At 58.7% G+C, this 16,461-nt stretch carries 14 protein-coding genes and 1 pseudogene; 5 read left to right on the plus strand and 10 right to left on the minus strand.

The annotated features are described in order from the left end of the window. Positions 1–42 precede the first annotated feature (42 nt). Together BLR16_RS23925 and BLR16_RS23930 are read left to right on the plus strand one after the other, a co-directional pair. Positions 43–1,326, plus strand: a complete 1,284-nt coding sequence (locus BLR16_RS23925) for a hypothetical protein (RefSeq protein WP_161437943.1) — start codon at positions 43–45, stop codon at positions 1,324–1,326. Between the two features lie 96 nt (positions 1,327–1,422). Continuing rightward, positions 1,423–3,306: an acyltransferase family protein gene (locus BLR16_RS23930; protein WP_092194494.1), complete on the plus strand. Its 1,884-nt coding sequence runs from the start codon at positions 1,423–1,425 to the stop codon at positions 3,304–3,306. A gap of 129 nt (positions 3,307–3,435) precedes the next feature. Here BLR16_RS23930 and BLR16_RS23935 read toward each other — a convergent pair whose 3' ends face one another. From BLR16_RS23935 to BLR16_RS23970, 9 genes and pseudogenes are all read right to left on the minus strand, one after another. Beyond that, positions 3,436–4,074, minus strand: a complete 639-nt coding sequence (locus BLR16_RS23935) for a response regulator transcription factor (RefSeq protein WP_074809004.1) — start codon at positions 4,072–4,074, stop codon at positions 3,436–3,438. Continuing rightward, positions 4,074–5,141, minus strand: coding sequence for a sensor histidine kinase (locus BLR16_RS23940; protein ID WP_074809080.1), 1,068 nt, complete (start codon positions 5,139–5,141; stop codon positions 4,074–4,076). Before BLR16_RS23940 ends, BLR16_RS23935 begins: the two co-directional genes overlap by 1 nt. A gap of 51 nt (positions 5,142–5,192) precedes the next feature. After that, complete coding sequence (locus BLR16_RS23945) at positions 5,193–6,497, minus strand: ABC transporter ATP-binding protein (RefSeq protein WP_170846049.1); 1,305 nt, start codon at positions 6,495–6,497, stop codon at positions 5,193–5,195. A gap of 22 nt (positions 6,498–6,519) precedes the next feature. Beyond that, positions 6,520–8,274, minus strand: coding sequence for an ABC transporter permease (locus BLR16_RS23950; RefSeq protein WP_003367892.1), 1,755 nt, complete (start codon positions 8,272–8,274; stop codon positions 6,520–6,522). A 574-nt stretch (positions 8,275–8,848) separates the two neighbouring features. Next, the gene (locus BLR16_RS29370; protein ID WP_371124973.1) at positions 8,849–9,712 is read right to left on the minus strand and encodes a methyl-accepting chemotaxis protein; all 864 of its coding nucleotides are present in this window, start codon (positions 9,710–9,712) and stop codon (positions 8,849–8,851) included. A gap of 39 nt (positions 9,713–9,751) precedes the next feature. Next, positions 9,752–10,771: pseudogene (locus BLR16_RS29375) on the minus strand (methyl-accepting chemotaxis protein); the annotation flags it as partial. A 181-nt stretch (positions 10,772–10,952) separates the two neighbouring features. Beyond that, positions 10,953–12,371, minus strand: a complete 1,419-nt coding sequence (locus tag BLR16_RS23965; protein ID WP_371124928.1) for a methyl-accepting chemotaxis protein — start codon at positions 12,369–12,371, stop codon at positions 10,953–10,955. Then, a complete protein-coding gene (locus tag BLR16_RS29380; protein WP_371124930.1) occupies positions 12,371–12,982 on the minus strand; it encodes a hypothetical protein in 612 nt (203 codons plus the stop codon). The genes BLR16_RS23965 and BLR16_RS29380 overlap by 1 nt, the downstream gene beginning before the upstream one ends. Before the next feature lie 414 nt (positions 12,983–13,396). Further along, positions 13,397–13,621, minus strand: a complete 225-nt coding sequence (locus BLR16_RS23970) for a DUF6555 family protein (RefSeq protein ID WP_003316018.1) — start codon at positions 13,619–13,621, stop codon at positions 13,397–13,399. A 428-nt stretch (positions 13,622–14,049) separates the two neighbouring features. Between BLR16_RS23970 and BLR16_RS23975 the strand changes: the two genes are divergently transcribed. The 3 genes from BLR16_RS23975 to BLR16_RS23985 all read left to right on the plus strand — a co-directional run bounded on the left by BLR16_RS23975 (position 14,050) and on the right by BLR16_RS23985 (position 15,767). Beyond that, positions 14,050–14,931, plus strand: coding sequence for a manganese catalase family protein (locus BLR16_RS23975; protein ID WP_003367889.1), 882 nt, complete (start codon positions 14,050–14,052; stop codon positions 14,929–14,931). Between the two features lie 35 nt (positions 14,932–14,966). Then, positions 14,967–15,164, plus strand: a complete 198-nt coding sequence (locus BLR16_RS23980; protein ID WP_054082269.1) for a hypothetical protein — start codon at positions 14,967–14,969, stop codon at positions 15,162–15,164. A gap of 105 nt (positions 15,165–15,269) precedes the next feature. Then, entirely contained in the window at positions 15,270–15,767 is a 498-nt protein-coding gene (locus BLR16_RS23985; RefSeq protein WP_003367887.1) for a YciE/YciF ferroxidase family protein, read from the plus strand. A 68-nt stretch (positions 15,768–15,835) separates the two neighbouring features. On the opposite strand, the gene BLR16_RS23990 is transcribed toward BLR16_RS23985, so the two are convergent. Beyond that, positions 15,836–16,354, minus strand: a complete 519-nt coding sequence (locus BLR16_RS23990; protein ID WP_003367886.1) for a DUF4142 domain-containing protein — start codon at positions 16,352–16,354, stop codon at positions 15,836–15,838. Between the last annotated feature and the right edge of the window lie 107 nt (positions 16,355–16,461).

Below are 16,461 nucleotides of genomic sequence, written 5' to 3' on the forward strand. Positions count from 1 at the left end.
TGTCCGCGCAATTCCCCTGACGTATTTCACAAGGCAGCCAGCATGGCGTTGAATACTGCGAACGGCGTCGACGCCAGGTCGTCGTTGATGTCCTTTGACAAGTCCACGGTGGTGGTGTGGGTCGCCATCAGCCTGATTCTGGTCGAGACCTTTTCCGGAGCCTTGCGCTTCTACTTCGACCAGGCAGGCATAAGCCCCCTGCTCTATCTGCCCAAGGCCGCCTGCATCCTGCTGTTTACGCTCGAGCTGCGCACATTCAGAGCCGGAAGGTTGTTCTGGACGTTCACGATCCTGTGGCTGATTTCCGCGCTGCTGGCCATGCTGCATCGCGCCAGCGCGCACAACCTGGCGTTCAGTCTGTTCGCGCTGAGCCCGCTGGTGTTCGGCCTGGTATGTGGCCGGCACCTGCTGTATCGCCGCAAGCTGTTGTACAGCGCCATTGCTTTCTGCCTGCTGGCCTCGCTGTTGGGGATTGCCCTGGACAAGCTCACCTCCGTGCCATGGAAGGGCTACAGCTACAGCGTCGGTGAAACCCAGTTGAGCGCCAATACCTCATGGAGCGCGGACGAGGTGGACCGCATTGCCGGTTTCGCCAGGGTGTCCAACGTGCTGTCGATCATGATCGCCTTCTACACGCTGTACCTGATCATGTTCCTGCGCTCGCGCCTGATGATGATGTTGCTAAGTGCGGTGGCGCTTTACGCCATCGTGCTGACCACCAGCAAAGCGCCAGCCGCGGCCTTCGCGCTGACCATCGTGCTGCTGTTATTGCGGCGGATGAGCTGGACCTGCAGGGCAGTGTGCACCGTGGTGGTAGGCATCGGCCTGCTGTTGCCGGCACTGGGCCTGATTGTGAGCCCTGACGCTTACGCGGTCAGCAGCGGCGGCTCTCTGGCCTCGCTGTATGACCGGCTGATCAACACCTGGCCCGGCCTGATCAATGCGATGAGTCGCGAAGGCTGGATGATCAGCGGGGCAGGCTTCGGCATGGTCGGCAGCACGATGGGGTTGTTTCCGGTGGACGGTGCCGGGGTATTTCTCGGCATGGACAGCTCCGCCCTGTACCTCTGGGCAATGCTGGGCGTGCTCGGCCTGCTGCTGTATGCGCTGCAGATTCCGCTGTTGTTCCGCCTGATCGATGATCAGACCCGTATTGGCCATATGCTCCTGGCAATCAGCTTTTGCTGGTGCCTGATCAGCTGGACCACCGACATGTTCGAGGTCGCTGTCGCCAACCTGTTCATCGGCCTGGCCATTGGTCATGTGATGGCCGGCAAAGAATCTTCTGCGGGCCATGCGCCCGGGCTGACGTCGGCTGCACGCTGATCAACCAGCACAATCACCACAACGCTGGCTGCCGATAAGCTTCGGCTGATCCCCGGCCCCTCCCCCTCACGATCAGCCAACGGATGGCTTTCTCAAATGGACTTCAGAAAAGACATCAATGGCCTGCGCGCCATCGCAGTGATCGCAGTGCTGCTCTTCCACTTCCACCCCGACTGGCTGCCTGGCGGCTTTGCCGGTGTCGACGTGTTTTTCGTGATCTCGGGGTATCTGATCACCGGCATCATCCTGCGCGGCTTAAGGAGCGGTAAATTCAGGCTGGCGGCGTTCTACAGGTCACGGGCCAAGCGCATCGTCCCGGCCCTCGCTGTGCTGTGTTTTGCCTTGCTGTTGCTCGGCTGGTTCGCTCTGCTGCCGCTGGACTACAGCGCGCTGGGCACACATGTGGCGAGCAGCCTGGGGTTCGTTTCCAACTTCGTCTATTGGCGTGAGGCCGGGTATTTCACCGCCAGCGCCCATGAGAAGTGGCTGCTGCATACCTGGTCGCTGTCGGTGGAATGGCAGTTCTACCTGCTATACCCGATTGCGCTGCTGATGCTCAGTCGCTTCGTCGCGCTGCACAACCTGCGCTGGTGGGTACTGGGCGTAAGCCTGACAGGCTTTGTGGTGTGCGTATCTGCCTCCTCGCAATGGCCGGAGGCAGCGTTTTACCTGCTGCCGACCCGCGCTTGGGAGTTGCTCGCAGGTGGCGTGGCCTGCCTGTTCCCGCTGCAATTGAAGGCCCTGCAGCAGCGCGTTCTGGAACACTTAGGACTGACGCTGATCGTGGCCGGCTTCTTTCTGCTGTCCGTGCAGGACACGTGGCCGGGTTATCTGGTGTTGATGCCGGTGCTGGGGGCGTTCGCGGTGATCGTCGCCGCACGCAACGACTCGCTGCTGACCTGTAACCCGCTCGCCCAATGGGCCGGCACACGCTCGTACTCGCTGTACCTGTGGCACTGGCCGGTGGTGGTGTGGATGAATGACGCCGGGTTACTGGGCGAGACCCGCGCAATGCTGGTGGGCATCGGCGTGGCCGTGATGCTGGGTCTGGTCTCATGGCGGCTGATCGAGCAGCCCGTCAGCAGGCCGTCGTCTGATCAGCGCAGCAGACGTGCCACGTTCGGCACGCTGATCGCTCTGCTGTTCGTCGGCGGAACGCTGGTGAGTGCAACCGGCGGCGTGGTTTCTCCTCTGCGCCCGGTGAGTGTTTCGGACAAGGCGCGTTTCATTCAGGAGTACGCTGATCGCCAGCACAACCTGTACGAGCCCTACTGGCTGAAATGTGACGCCTTCTCCGCCCTGACCCAGCGCGGCCAATCAGGCATCGATGAAGCCTGCACCCGCAAACAAGGGGTGGGGGGCGTGTTCCTGTGGGGCGATTCTCATGCACAAGCGCTGTCGCTCGGCCTGCGTACCTTGCTGACACACAGCACGCCCTTCTATCAGGTCGCCTCGGCCAGTTGCCGTCCTGCTCTGAGGGACCAGCAAGGACGTACCTCTGCGACGAGCAGGGCCTGTGACTACTCCAACAGAACGGCCCTGCAGGGCATCGAAAGGCTGCGTCCGGACATCGTGGTCATCGCGCAAAAGGATGGGCACGACAAGACCGACTGGACGCAGATCGCGGTTCGGCTCAAGGGCCTTGGTGTGAAGCACATCGTGCTGATCGGCCCGGTTCCGCAGTGGAACCCGTCGTTGCCCAGCGTCATCGCCAACCGTCATTGGGGGCTGAGCGAATCGTACATCCGCGATCCGGCTCTGGATCAAAGTGTCATGCTGGTGGATCAGGCCACCCGCGCACTGGCCGCATCGGCAGGCATCCAGTTCGTGTCGCTGATCGACAAACTGTGCATCGCCGATGCCTGCCGGGTACGCCTGGAAGACAACCGCTCTCTGCTGCAGATCGACTCGGGGCACTTGAGCGCAGAAGGTTCGCTGTACGTCGTGCGCAACTACGTACTGCCGCAGTTGGTGAATTAGTCAGCCGCTGAGTACAAATGTCCTGTTTCTGGAGGCTGTAGCGGCCTCTTCGCGCCTACTCCTACCGCCGCCGGCCAGAATCAAAAGCGGACTTGTGTATAACGATGAGGGCTCGGCGTGGGCCGGTGATCAGTGCAGCTCTTTGAGGCGCTCGGCAAACTTGACGAGGTCAGCCAGGGAATCGGCTTCCATCTTGCGCATCACCGAGCCACGGCGGACCTTGACGGTGATTTCGCTCACGTTCAGCCGGGCTGCAATCTGTTTGTTGAGCAGGCCGCTGACCACCAGCTCCATCACCTGCTGCTCACCGGAATTGAGGCTGGCGTGGCGGCGCTGCAGTTCGGCTTCGACCGCGGCACTTTTGCGTCGACTGCGATCCTGCGCCAACCCCTGCTGAATGGCGTCGAGCAAGTCCTGATCGCGAAAAGGCTTAGTCAGAAACTCCACCGCACCGGCCTTCATGGCCCGCACGGACATGGGAATGTCGCCATGCCCGGTGATGAAAATGACCGGCAGGGAAATCCCCGACCTGGCCATATGCCCCTGGAAGTCCAGACCACTCATTCCAGGCATGCGAATGTCCAGAATCAGGCAGCCCGGCGCATCAGGACGCGGCGTGTCCAGGAACTCGCGGGTCGAGCCGAACAGCATGCTGCGCAACCCGACCGAGGCCAGCAGATCCTCCAGCGAGGAGCGCACCGACAGGTCGTCATCAAGGACGTAGATGATCGGCTCTTCGGCCTGTGATGCGGCGGCAACTGTGCTCATCAGGTTTCCATCTTTCCGGTGGGCAGGGTGAAGTGAAACGTAGCACCGATTGCAGGGTTGGGGGTGACCCAGATGCGCCCGCCATGAGCTTCGATGATCGAACGACTGATCGCCAGACCAATCCCCATCCCTTCCTCCTTGGTGGTGTAGAAAGCATCGAACAACCGATGGATGTTTTCCGGTGGCACGCCGATACCGTTGTCGCTGACCGCAAATTCGATATCACCGCCGTCATGCCAGCCCACCCGAATCTCCAGTTGCGCCTGATCCGCCTCGAGCTTTTTCATCGCATCGACGCCATTGATCATCAGGTTCAGCAACACCTGCTGGATCTGCACCCGATCAGCCAGCAGCGGCGGCAGGCCCTCCGGAACGTCGACCAGCAGTGCGACGCCCTGCCCCTCTATCTCGCTGTGTGCCAGCGCCACGATCTCGGCGACGGTATCGGCCACGCTGATCCACTCCTTGTGAGTGGACGAACGCTTCGCCAGCGCGCGCACCCGGACGATGATGTCCCCGGCGCGGTTCGCGTCACTGATCATGCGGTCGACAGCCTGCCGGGCCTTCTCCAGATTGACCGGCTCGGTGGCCAGCCAGCGCTGGCAGGCATTGCCGCTGGTGACAATGGCCGACAGCGGCTGATTGACCTCGTGAGCAATGGACGCCGTCAGTTCACCCAATTGATTGACCCGTGCGATCCGCGCCAGCTGTGAGCGCGCTTCATGTACCGAGCGGATGGCCAGCGCCATACGCAGCGCCAGCCAGGTGGTCATGGCGATGGCCGCCAGGCTGATGATGCAATTGATCAGCCCGGACGCCTCACTGCCTCTGGAGGTCGTCATCTCGTAACTGATCACGGTCAGCACCATGCACAGCAACGCCATCGCGATAACGCCTGTGGACGGCAGGAACCTGACCGCCAGCAGCACCACAACAATCTGGAATACGCCCACGGCGATTTCCAGGTCGGTCAAGGTGTCGGCAACTGCAATGACCAGCGCCAGCATGAGCAACGCGATCAGCCGCACCGCCATAGCAGCCTTGCCGTAGGATTCCGGTTCACGCATGCGCATCATCCCGCTGGTTGCAAAAGGCCTGTTGAGTATGTCCTACAAATCTCAGGACGGGTTGTCCAGGCTGAACTGATCGGTCAGTTCGTCATAGGCGAACAACTCCGCGTAGCGCCCCCATTGAATCACTGCGTTGAGGGTCTGCATGGCATCGCTTTCAGACATGAAGTCTTCGAGTTGATCACGAAAGCGCCGTGCCGGTGCCGTGTGCGTGGGACGGTCATCCAGCACCCGACGGATATGCGCCACCAGCGGCACAAAGCTCAGCAGGTGCTGGGCGAACAGTTGCTTGCGCTCGTCGACATCCGCCAGCGCATAGCGATTGGCGGCAGGCAGCAGGCGGATGTCGCCGCCCTTCAGTTCAGCGAAGCGCAATAGTTGCAGCACCTCGGCAATCGGGAACAGCTCGTCGGCGTTGTAGTGCAGCGCAGCGGCCAGCTCCGGCAGGTCGGCTTTGAGGCTGTAGGGCGGCGCGTGAATCGCCTCGATCAACCCTGCCAGTGCGTTGGTGGAAACCTGTGGCAACACCATTCCCAGCCCGGTGCCCGGAAACACGCCCTGACGAATCTCGCCGGCGTCGTTGTCCTGGGTCATCAGCACGTAGATCTCTTCCACCAGCGCCCGAAAGATCGGGTCCTGGCGGTTGCGCGGCTGGGGCAGATCGACCTTGATCTCGCTGATCACACGGCCAGGATTGGAGGAGAACAGCAGGATGCGATCGCACATCAGCACGGCTTCGGCGATGTTATGCGTCACCATCAGGATCGACTTGATGGGCATGCGCCCCTCGCTCCACATGTCCAGCAAGTCAGTACGCAGGGTTTCGGCGGTGAGCACGTCGAGCGCGGAAAACGGTTCGTCCATCAACAGCACGTCAGGATCGATGACCAGCGCGCGCGCCATGCCGACCCGCTGACGCATGCCTCCGGACAGCTCTTTGGGGTAGGCGCTCTCGAAACCGTCCAGGCCGATCAGATCGATGGCCGCCAGTGCGCGCTTGCGGCGTACGGCGGCAGGCACACGTTGCGCTTCGAGGCCGACTTCGACGTTTTCCAGCACCGTCAGCCAGGGAAACAGCGCAAAGCTCTGGAACACCATGCCCACCGACATTGCCCGTCCTTGCACACGACGAGGGAAATTCACCTCACCTTCGGTAGGCACCACCAGCCCGGCGATGGAGCGCAACAGGGTCGACTTGCCCGAGCCGGACCGGCCCAGCAGGCCCACTATTTCGTTCTCATTGAGCGTCAGGGTCACGTCATCCAGCACCAGGCGCTCTTTGCTGCCTTTGCCGTACACATGTCGGACTTTCTGAACATCTACCAGGCAACGCGTTTCGACAGCCATCATGATGGCGCCCTCCCCTTACACAAGATCAGACAAGACTCAGACGTCGCTCGGCGAACCCGTACAGCGGGCGCCACAGCAACCGGTTGAACGCAATCACGAAGACCGACATGACCACGATGCCCAGCGCAACGCGCGGAAAGTCACCTGCCTGGGTCGCATTGGCGATGTATGACCCCAGGCCTGCCGCTTCCAGATGCTGATCGCCCCAGGAAACCGCTTCGGCAACGATACTGGCGTTCCACGAACCACCCGACGCGGTCAGCGCACCGGTGATGTAGTAGGGAAACACGCCAGGCAGCGCGACACGCCGCCACCACTGCCAGCCACGCATGTTGAACATGGTCGCCGCTTCGCGCAGGTCAGTCGGCAAGGCGCTGGCCCCGGCGATCACGTTGAACAGGATGTACCACTGGGTGCCGAGCACCATCAACGGCGACAGCCAGATATCCGGGTTCAGGTGCAGGCCGACAATCGCGATCACCGCAAAAGGAAACAGAACGTTGGCCGGGAACGCCGCCATGAACTGCGCGATTGGCTGCAAGCGTTCGGCCCAGACCGGACGCAAGCCGATCCAGATACCGACGGGCACCCAGATCAGGCTCGCAATGACGATCAGTACGATCACACGCACCATCGTCGCCAGGCCCAGACCAAAGGCAGTGACCATGTCGCTGACGCCCAGAGAGGCTTCGATGAACCTGAACAGGTACACGCTGCCAGCCAGGCAGGCGGCCATGACCAGCCCCAGCCACGCGTAGTCGAGCACGCGGACGACGCCTGGGGTGAGCTTCACTTTCCACAGCCGGGAGAACACGCGCCAGTCGATCAGCATCAGGCATTTCCAAGGCGCAGCCAGGATCGAACCCAGCATCGGTGCCACACGGGAGCGGCCCAGCACGCTGTACATCCACGAGCGCGGACGCTTCGACGATGCGGTTTGCTCGAAGCGGAATTTGTCCGCCCAGGCGACGATCGGCCTGAACAGCAATTGGTCATAGGCCAGAATCACCAGCGCCATTGCGCCCACTGCCCAGGCAATCGCCGCCAGGTTTTTCTGCTCGATGGCCAGCGCCAGCCAGGAACCGATGCCCGGCAGATTGACCGTGGTGTCGCCGACCGAAATGGCCTCGCAGGCGACCACGAAAAACCAGCCGCCGGACATCGACATCATCATGTTCCACACCAGCCCCGGTATGGCGAACGGCAGTTCCAGGCGAGTGAAGCGCAGTACCGCAGACAGCCCGAACTGACGGCTGACCTCGTTAAGGTCACTCGGTACGGTGCGCAGTGACTGATAGAAACTGAACGCGAGATTCCAGGCCTGGCTGGTGAAGATGGCAAAGATCGCTGCGCATTCGACGCCCATCTGCCGACCGGGAAACAGGCCCATGAAGAAGGTCACGGTGAACGTCAGAAAACCCAGCACCGGCACCGACTGAAGAATATCCAGCGCCGGGATGATCACTTGCTCGGCCTTGCGGCTTTTGGCGGCCAGCGTGGCGACGACAAAAGTGAAGATCAACGAAGCGGCCAGCGCGATGAACATACGCAGTGTAGTGCGCAATGCGTATTCGGGCAGGCGCGCCGGGTCGAGGCTCATGGGACTCGAATTCAGCACCGCGAGCGGCTGCATCATCTGGCCAAGGCCGTAGATGAACAGACCAATGAACAGGGTCAGGATGGCCAGGCAAATACCATCGGCCCAATAAGGCGTGCGTGCACCGGGTTTTACAAAACGAGGCGTCCGCAGGCTTTTACCGAATTCAGATATCGAATGCATTGCTCACCTCGAGCCGGCCGCGCAGGCGCAGACCCACCTGCTTTATAAACAAACAGGCAGTCAGCGATAACAGATAAAGGCCGTGAGTTAATAGTTGCCGGACAGTGAGGTAAAGCTTATAGCGTTTCGATCAACAGTAGAAACCTGCAAAAGTAGCTCATGTTTATCTGGAAGTATGAGTGAGGTATACCAACGTATAGTTATATAACTATCACCCCGTTATTCAGGCCAGTTAAGCGTCGCGCAAAAGAACATTATCGTGCCCATGCTCGGCGTAGGTATGCCGTTCCGGACGCTCCGCGTACTCCCTTGAAGAAGCGGTGCGACCTGGAGATGTGACGCGGAGCGTCACGAAATGCATTCCCACGCTGGAGCGTGAGGAACGATAGGTGGCCGGCTGGACTATCGTGCGACGCTCCGCGTCGCATGCCGTTCCGGACGCTCCGCGTCCTCCCTTGAAGAAGCGGTGCGATCTGGAGCTGTGACGCGGAGCGTCACGACATGCATCCCCACGCTGGAGCATGCGGAACGACGGGTGTCCGAGTACTCCGCGTGGGCATGACCGTCGGGTGGATCACACCCGGAAGTGGCTGACCATCATCTGCAGCTGGCCACCGAGGCGTGCCAGTTCGACGCTGGAGGCTGCGGTTTCTTCGCTGGCTTCGGCGGTCTGTTCGGATACATCGCGAACATTGACGATGCTGCGGCTGATTTCGTCGGCCACCGAGCTTTGCTGTTCGGCGGCGGCAGCGATCTGCTGGTTCATCGCCTGGATGCTCGACACCGTACGGGTGATGCTTTCCAGCGACGTACCGGCCCTGCGCGTCAGTTCGACACTGCTGTCTGTCAGCGTGCGGCTGCCGAGCATGATGCCCGACACTTGGCGCGTGCCGTTTTGCAGCGCCGCCACCAGCCCTTCGATTTCTTCGGTGGACTGTTGGGTACGCTGCGCCAGGCCACGAACTTCGTCGGCCACCACGGCAAACCCCCGGCCGGCTTCCCCGGCACGTGCTGCTTCGATGGCGGCATTGAGGGCCAGCAGGTTGGTCTGTTCGGCGACCGCCTTGATCACATCCATGACCTTGCCGATCTTGTCACTTTCCTGCTCCAGCACGTTCATTGCGTCGGATGAGCGAACCACTTCAGCGGCCAGTCGCTCGATCTGCTGGATGGCCTCGCCCACGACCTTGTCGCCATCACGCGCCTGTTTGTCGGCATCGGAAGCCGCCACGGACGCCTGTTCGGCATTGCGTGCCACTTCGTGCACCGTCGCCGACATTTCATGCATGGCCGTGGCCACCTGGTCGGTCTCGACTTTCTGGCTGTTGACCCCTGCACTGGTCTGCTCGGTAACTGCCGACAGTTCTTCAGCCGCGCTGGCAATCTGGGTAACGCCGTCGCGAATACCGGAGATCAGTTCGCGCAGGGTTGCCCCCATGCGCTGGATGCCTTGCTGCAACACACCCAGTTCATCGCGTCGGGTGACCGCTTCGGTGTGTGTCAGGTCGCCGGATGCAATACGTTCGACGATGGCCAGCGTATCGCGCAATGGGCGAGTGATCTGACGCGTAATGACCACAGCGGCAAGAATGCCCAGCAACATGACCAACACCACACACCCTATCTGCAGGCTGCGCGCCTGAGCAGTGTCTTCCTTGCCCATCTGCATCTGCAGGCCATACAGCTCTTCGCCCAGTTTGACGATGGTCGCACCTTGAGTGGTCAGATCCTTGCGCACGCTCGCAGCTGTCTGAGTGGTTGCCTTGAAGGCATCGACCGAGCTGCGGTAATTGCGCAGAGCGCTTTCAAACTGTGCGATCTGTTCGCGATTGGCGGAACCAAAAGCAGCCTTGAGCCTGTCCAGACGACTGATCGCGCTATCCAGTTGCTGGAAGGCTGCTGCCTCGGTCTTGTCATTCGGGTTGCCGGTATAGCCGCGCACTTCATAACGCACGAGGATCAGGTCTTGCCGAGCGCTGTTCGCCAACTGGGCCAGATCGAAGCGTGCCGGATCAGAAGGATCGATCTGCATGACCGCCTTATTCAACGACTCGACAGCCTGCATGGCCGCTGTCCCATTGGCGGTCATCTCGTTGCGCACTTTGGCCCCGGCCTGGTACACGGCGCGCATGCTGTTCAGGGATGCTTCATAGTCGCGAGTGACATCGGCCAGTTCGCGCAGCGGCTTGAGGTTGACCGGATTGTTGAAGCTGACGAGCAGTGATTGCTGCTGCGCCTTGAACACATCCAGCTTGCCTTGCATGTTCTGTGCTGCGGTTTCATCGCCGTCAGTCAGCATGTATTGCAGACGCGCGATTCGCAGGTTGGTCAGGTTGTCACTCAGCTCGGTGATATCGCCGATTCTGTCGGTGCGATTGATGAGCTTGTCGAGGCTGGTCCAGCCAACGAGGGCGAGCACTGCCGTGAAGAAAAGAACGGTCCCAAAGCCCAATGCCAACTTCATGTTGACGCTGATATTCGCAAATCTGCTGTTCATAAAATCTCCTGAAAATGCTTTTTTGTGCGCAACGAAAGAGCTGAGATTTGTTTTTATAGACAGCAAACCCGCGCGCCAGAGCTATCGGCCGCAGAAGAGCAAAACTTGATCGGAAAAAAGCAATCCGCGCGAAAGCGCCGATTCGGGAGGGAAATCGGGGGCTGAACAGCCCCCGATTCAATCAGGCAATCAGTTTGAAACGTGCCACAACATTGCGCATATCGCTGGCGACGCGTGCCAGTTCATCGGCGGTAGCCGCGTTATTGTCGATCCCCAACATCAATGTCCCGGAGCTGTTACGAATCTCCATGACATTGCGGTTGATGTCTTCGGAGACCGCATGCTGCTGCACCGCAGCACTGGCGATCTGCGTGTTCATCTCGACGATGCGCTCCACGCCCTGACTGATGCTCGACAGGCTGCCCGAAGCATCACTGGCGGCACTGATGCACGCATGAGCCTTCTGCTGGCCGGCCTGCATCTGTTGCACGGCAGCATCGGTCGCACCTTGCAGTTGCTGGATGATGCCGCGAATTTCTTCGGTCGACGCCTGAGTGCGCGAAGCCAGCGTGCGGACTTCATCAGCCACCACGGCAAACCCGCGACCCTGCTCGCCCGCCCGCGCTGCTTCGATGGCGGCATTCAGGGCCAACAGGTTGGTCTGATCGGCAATGGTGCTGATGACCTGGATAACGCCACCAATCGACTGACTGTGCAGGGCCAGCGCCTGCACCTTCTGAGCACTGACTTCCACTTCTTCGGCCAGAGCCTGAATGGTCGAGTGTGCCTGGTGCATGATGCGCAGACCGTTACGTGACGCGGTGTTCGCTTCATCGGCGGCCAGTGCGGCACCTTCGGTGTTCTGCGCCACGTCGGCGACGCTGGCGGTCATCTCGTTGATCGCGGTCGCCACTTGCTCCGTTTCAGCCTGCTGCGCGTTCATCGACTGCTTGGCCAGGCCGATGGATGAGCCCAGACGGGACGCTACATCAGACAGTTCGTAAGAGGTGCGGTCCATGTGCGAGATAGAACTGGCGAAGGCCTCGGCCATCAGGTTCAGACCATTGGCGATATCAGCCACTTCGTCCTTGCTGACGACCGTTACGCGTGCACTCAGATCGCCCTCGCCCAGACGGCGGGTGACGCCCAGCAGGCTGTCGATGGTCAGGCGCAAGGCACGGTAAATGCTGCAGAACGCGTAGAGCAGCAACAAACCCATGATCACACACATGGCAATGACTATTTCGCGCTGCAGCACCAAGGCGTCGTAGCGCGCATTCAATTCATCCTGAAGCGCAGTCTGAATTTCGTCCTGAGCCTTGTAGAGTCCCGAGACAACCCCGTTGCCGCGCGCGCTCAGCGACTGCCCCTGCTGCACCGAAAACTCTGTGCCCTTTATGTACGCGTGCAGGTCGCTGCGAAAGCTGTCCATCGCTGCAGTAGCGGCAGTGATCGGGTCATTGACGCGCGTTGCGAGCTCTGGCGAGCGGCGCTTGAGCAGTCGAATACTTTGCTCCAACTCGGCCCGAAATTGCAGTTCGATCTTCAGCAGGCTCTCGAGCGAGCCGCGCATCGATACACTCAGCCCCTGGCCGGTCATCAAACCTGCCGTGATGCCGCGGATCTGACCGGCAACGTTGACTTCCGGGGCATACGAATGGTGCTCAGATCAATCAGAAACAGCGAGGCGTAATCTTCGTCCAAGACCATGCCCGAGGTAGCCGAGACGTAGTAGATAAAGTTGAGTGTCTGGGCCAGTTGCTCATTCCACTGGGCGAACACGTCATCCTGAGAGAGGCCTGGCTTGATACTGTCCATCAGGGAACGGGCGCTTTCACGCAGGCGCTGTACGCGGTTCTCGGTTTCCAGTTGCTGCCCCTGTCGTGCATCAATATCGGCAAGGTTGGCAAGCGCGGTTTCAAGCTGAGCGCGGTTGCTGATCACATCCTGAGCGGCGGAGGCATCGCCGGCCAGCAGACGGTTGCTGGCCGCGCGCTGCAGCATGGAAAATCGCAGAACGGGCGTGGTCATTTGCAGGTACTCACGGCCAACGCGCTCTTGCGCGACCGTGTCGATGCTTGCATTCAGACTGTTGAAAACCCGAAGACCGAGAACGATCAACGGGATGACGATAATAATGGCTAAAACGACAAACTTGGCAGGGAAACGCAGGCGGTTGGTGAGGTAGATACCAGGCGAAAGGATGTTCATAGCATTCTCTTTTTAATTAGGGTGTCCGATCCGGGCGGAAAAGCTCCTTGCTTTGCATCACGGGTAATACGGGCAGCTATGCCGCGCTGAACGAGGTCATCCGTTCAGATGGAGGCATATTGCCATCACTTCAGAGCAATGGCTTTTCAGGAAGTTCAATGGGTGCCATAGCCTGATAGTCCGGCTATCGGCCAGAGCACGTTTAACATGAGGTCATGGGCATCGGGCAAATGAAGAAAGGGAGAGACTTGCGGGTACGAGGCTTGCGGCAGGCATATCCGAATGAGGGTATTCAGGCGGGAAACAAAGGCTCATCTGACGGATCTGGCGACCGTAGACTTTTCAAAGGTAATACCGTCGTGCGGCATCGTGACGCACGACGGCAGGCGTCGTATCGAGGTGATTCGAGGGCTTTCAAGCCCTCGCCCACTCCACGTTCGACAGACCGAGCTTTTCAGCCTGAGGCTTGCTCAGCTTGGGTACCGGGTCGGAACGGTACTTGGGGATCGCACCGAACCCGGCATCCACTGAAGCCCAGTGCCAGGCCTCTTTGTTATCCATGGCACCTGCTCGTATGTAGAACGTCTTGTAACTGCCATGCAGCAGGTAATCGATACGGTAGTGTTTTTCATCAGCCATTGTGTTGCTCCTGCTTTGTCGACTTGCAAAACAGATCGCAGCAGTTTCAAAAAATTCAAAATATTAATGCCATAATCTAAATGATGTCATGCTGCCATCTTATGATGTATGTTTATACCTGAACCGAACGGTTTAGTTAGCGATAGAGTTTGTTTATAACTGCACTTTTACCCTCTTTTCATGCGTAAAACAGCAACGACCTCCAGACCCATTCAAACAGGCTTCTTCGCCACTATGAACGAACATTCAGCCACGTAGGGGGAATAATAAAATTCTATTGAACGGTGGTTTTAACACCGCCGGTCCTCTTTAAAAAAGTTAGCAGTAACGATCGCGCTCCTTAGCCTCTCATAACCTGTGACTGCGTTGAATCAAGCCCATGCACATGGGTTGACGCTTCCCGAGAGATCAAAGCCTGAGGATACGACATGTTCATGTATAACAAGCGACTTCAATACACCGTCCGTGTAGCAAGACCCAATCCTGGACTGGCCAACCTTCTGCTTGAGCAGTTCGGCGGGGCTCAGGGTGAACTGGCCGCGGCCGGACGGTATTTCACTCAAGGGCTGAGTGAAGATGATCCGGGCCGTAAAGACCTGCTGATGGATATTGCCACTGAAGAACTAAGCCACCTTGAAATTGTGGGCTCCATTATTGTCATGCTCAATAAGGGTGCCAAAGGTCAATTGGCTGAAGGTATTGAAGAAGAAGGCGAGTTGTATCGCTCTATCAACGGTAACGGCAATGACTCACATATCACCAGCCTGCTGTACGGGTCCGGTGCGCCGTTGACCAACTCTGCCGGCGTGCCTTTTACAGCGGCTTATATCGATACTATCGGTGAACCGACAGCAGACTTCCGTTCCAATATCGCCGCAGAATCCAGAGCCAAGATTGTTTACGAGCGCTTGATGAACGTGACCGATGATCCGGGCGTTAAAGAAGCGCTGGGGTTTCTCATGACTCGGGAAATTGCGCACCAGTTGTCTTTTGAAAAAGCCCTCCACGCCATCCAGCCCAACTTCCCACAGGGCAAACTGCCGGGCATGCCGGAATTCACCAACAAGTACTTCAACATGTCCGGCGAACCCAATGTACGCGGTGCGTGGAATCAGGGTGGTGACTGGGAATATGTGGAGTCGCCACAAGCGGCCGTCGATGGCGGCGAAGGCACGGCCTCGGTCACGCTGGATGAAAAGGATACAGAGGTGCTGGAAATGTTGAAGGAGCGGACCCAGTCCGATCCGGCCGCCAATCCGATTACCGGTGCGGATCTGGGTTCTGGCTTTGTCCAGGGCAAAGATGCCTGAAACGGCAACCCTTGTTTTGTTCAGGAGAATGAATCATGAAAAAGCTCAGCTCCCGTCAACCTCTCACGCCTCGCGACGAGTTGGATAGCGCGTTGACCGACAGGGTATTTGTAAAAGGGCTTCGTGCCTTCGAGGCGCAGGCGCTGCTTGCGCGCAGAGGCTTTCAGGTGGTGATGGCAACCAAGGGTTTCGGCGTTGGAACCCAGCTTGAAAACAGCCTGCCACGGCGCTGATCACACCGATCATCAACGCTACGCGCTCCATCAAACTTGTCCACAGGTCGGCAGACAATCAGCCCGCGTGTGGACAAGTCTCTCTTCGCTGAAAAGGGTAAGAACATGACTCGCACGACCATAGAAGATTTGTTCATTCACGAACTTTCAGACGTTTACAGCGCTGAAAAGCAAATTACCAAAGCACTCCCGCGTCTCGCACGCGCTTCGACCAATCCGCTTCTGGCAGAAGCCTTCAAGGCGCATCTTGAAGAAACCCAAGGTCAGATCGATCGTATCGATGAATTGGTGGAAGGTGCTGGTCTGAAGCTGAAACGCATGAAATGCGCAGCCATGGAAGGTCTGATCGAAGAAAGCAAGGAATTGCTGGAAGAGATCGAGAAAGGCGCAGTACTCGATGCGGCCCTGATCGGGGCATGCCAGAAGGTCGAGCATTATGAGATCGCCAGTTACGGCACACTCATCGCCATGGCCAAACATCTGAATATGAAAGAAGCCGCCGCTCTGCTGAGTGCCACATTGGCAGAAGAAAAAGGCGCGGACGAAAAGCTGACGGCGATCGCTGAACAGGGCGGAACCCAGGCGGCCACTTCGAAAAAGTAATGATGATTTCCAGCGGTACCCACATGACGGTCTACAGGGTGTAGATCCCGTCATGCGGTGTAGTGGATTTACTTTTTGGCAGCATCACCGCCATGCGCAGCAGCGAGTTTTTTCGCGTGCTCCAAATGCTTCTCCAGCGTAGGCAACGTCGCCTTTGCAAAGGCCTTCAGCTCTGGATCCTTGCCGTTCTCGGCCTCTTCCTTGTACAGCTTGATCGCCTGCTCATGTGCGGAGACCTGATTGTTGGCATATGCCTGATCAAACGACTTCTCGCGCATCTCCAGAATCATTGCCTTGGCCTTGTCCATCAGCATAGGGTCTTCGGACACTTCAAGGTTCTTGCTTTTTGCGATGGCAGCCAGCTTCTCATTGGCGGCGGTGTGGTCCGTGACCATCTGCTTTGCAAATTCCTTCACATCAGCAGAGACGCCTTTCTCATCCTGTGCGAGCTTGCCAACCTGAACTTCGGCGATGCCTTTAGCAGAGGCATCTTCCACAAAATCATCAGCGTCCTGAGCAGCAACAGCCATTTGCGAACCTAGCGAAAGTGCCAGGGCAATGGCGCTCATGCGAAAATAATTGTTCATTTTCGGTCATCCTTTTATGGGCTGAATACATCATCGTTATCGATGACATGAACGTTACGACCTGCTTCAAATACCTGCGTTCAGCCTTTTTGATCGGACACGGCATA

Source organism: Pseudomonas sp. BS3767 (assembly GCF_900099665.1).
In the GTDB taxonomy this organism is placed as follows: domain Bacteria; phylum Pseudomonadota; class Gammaproteobacteria; order Pseudomonadales; family Pseudomonadaceae; genus Aquipseudomonas; species Aquipseudomonas cerasi.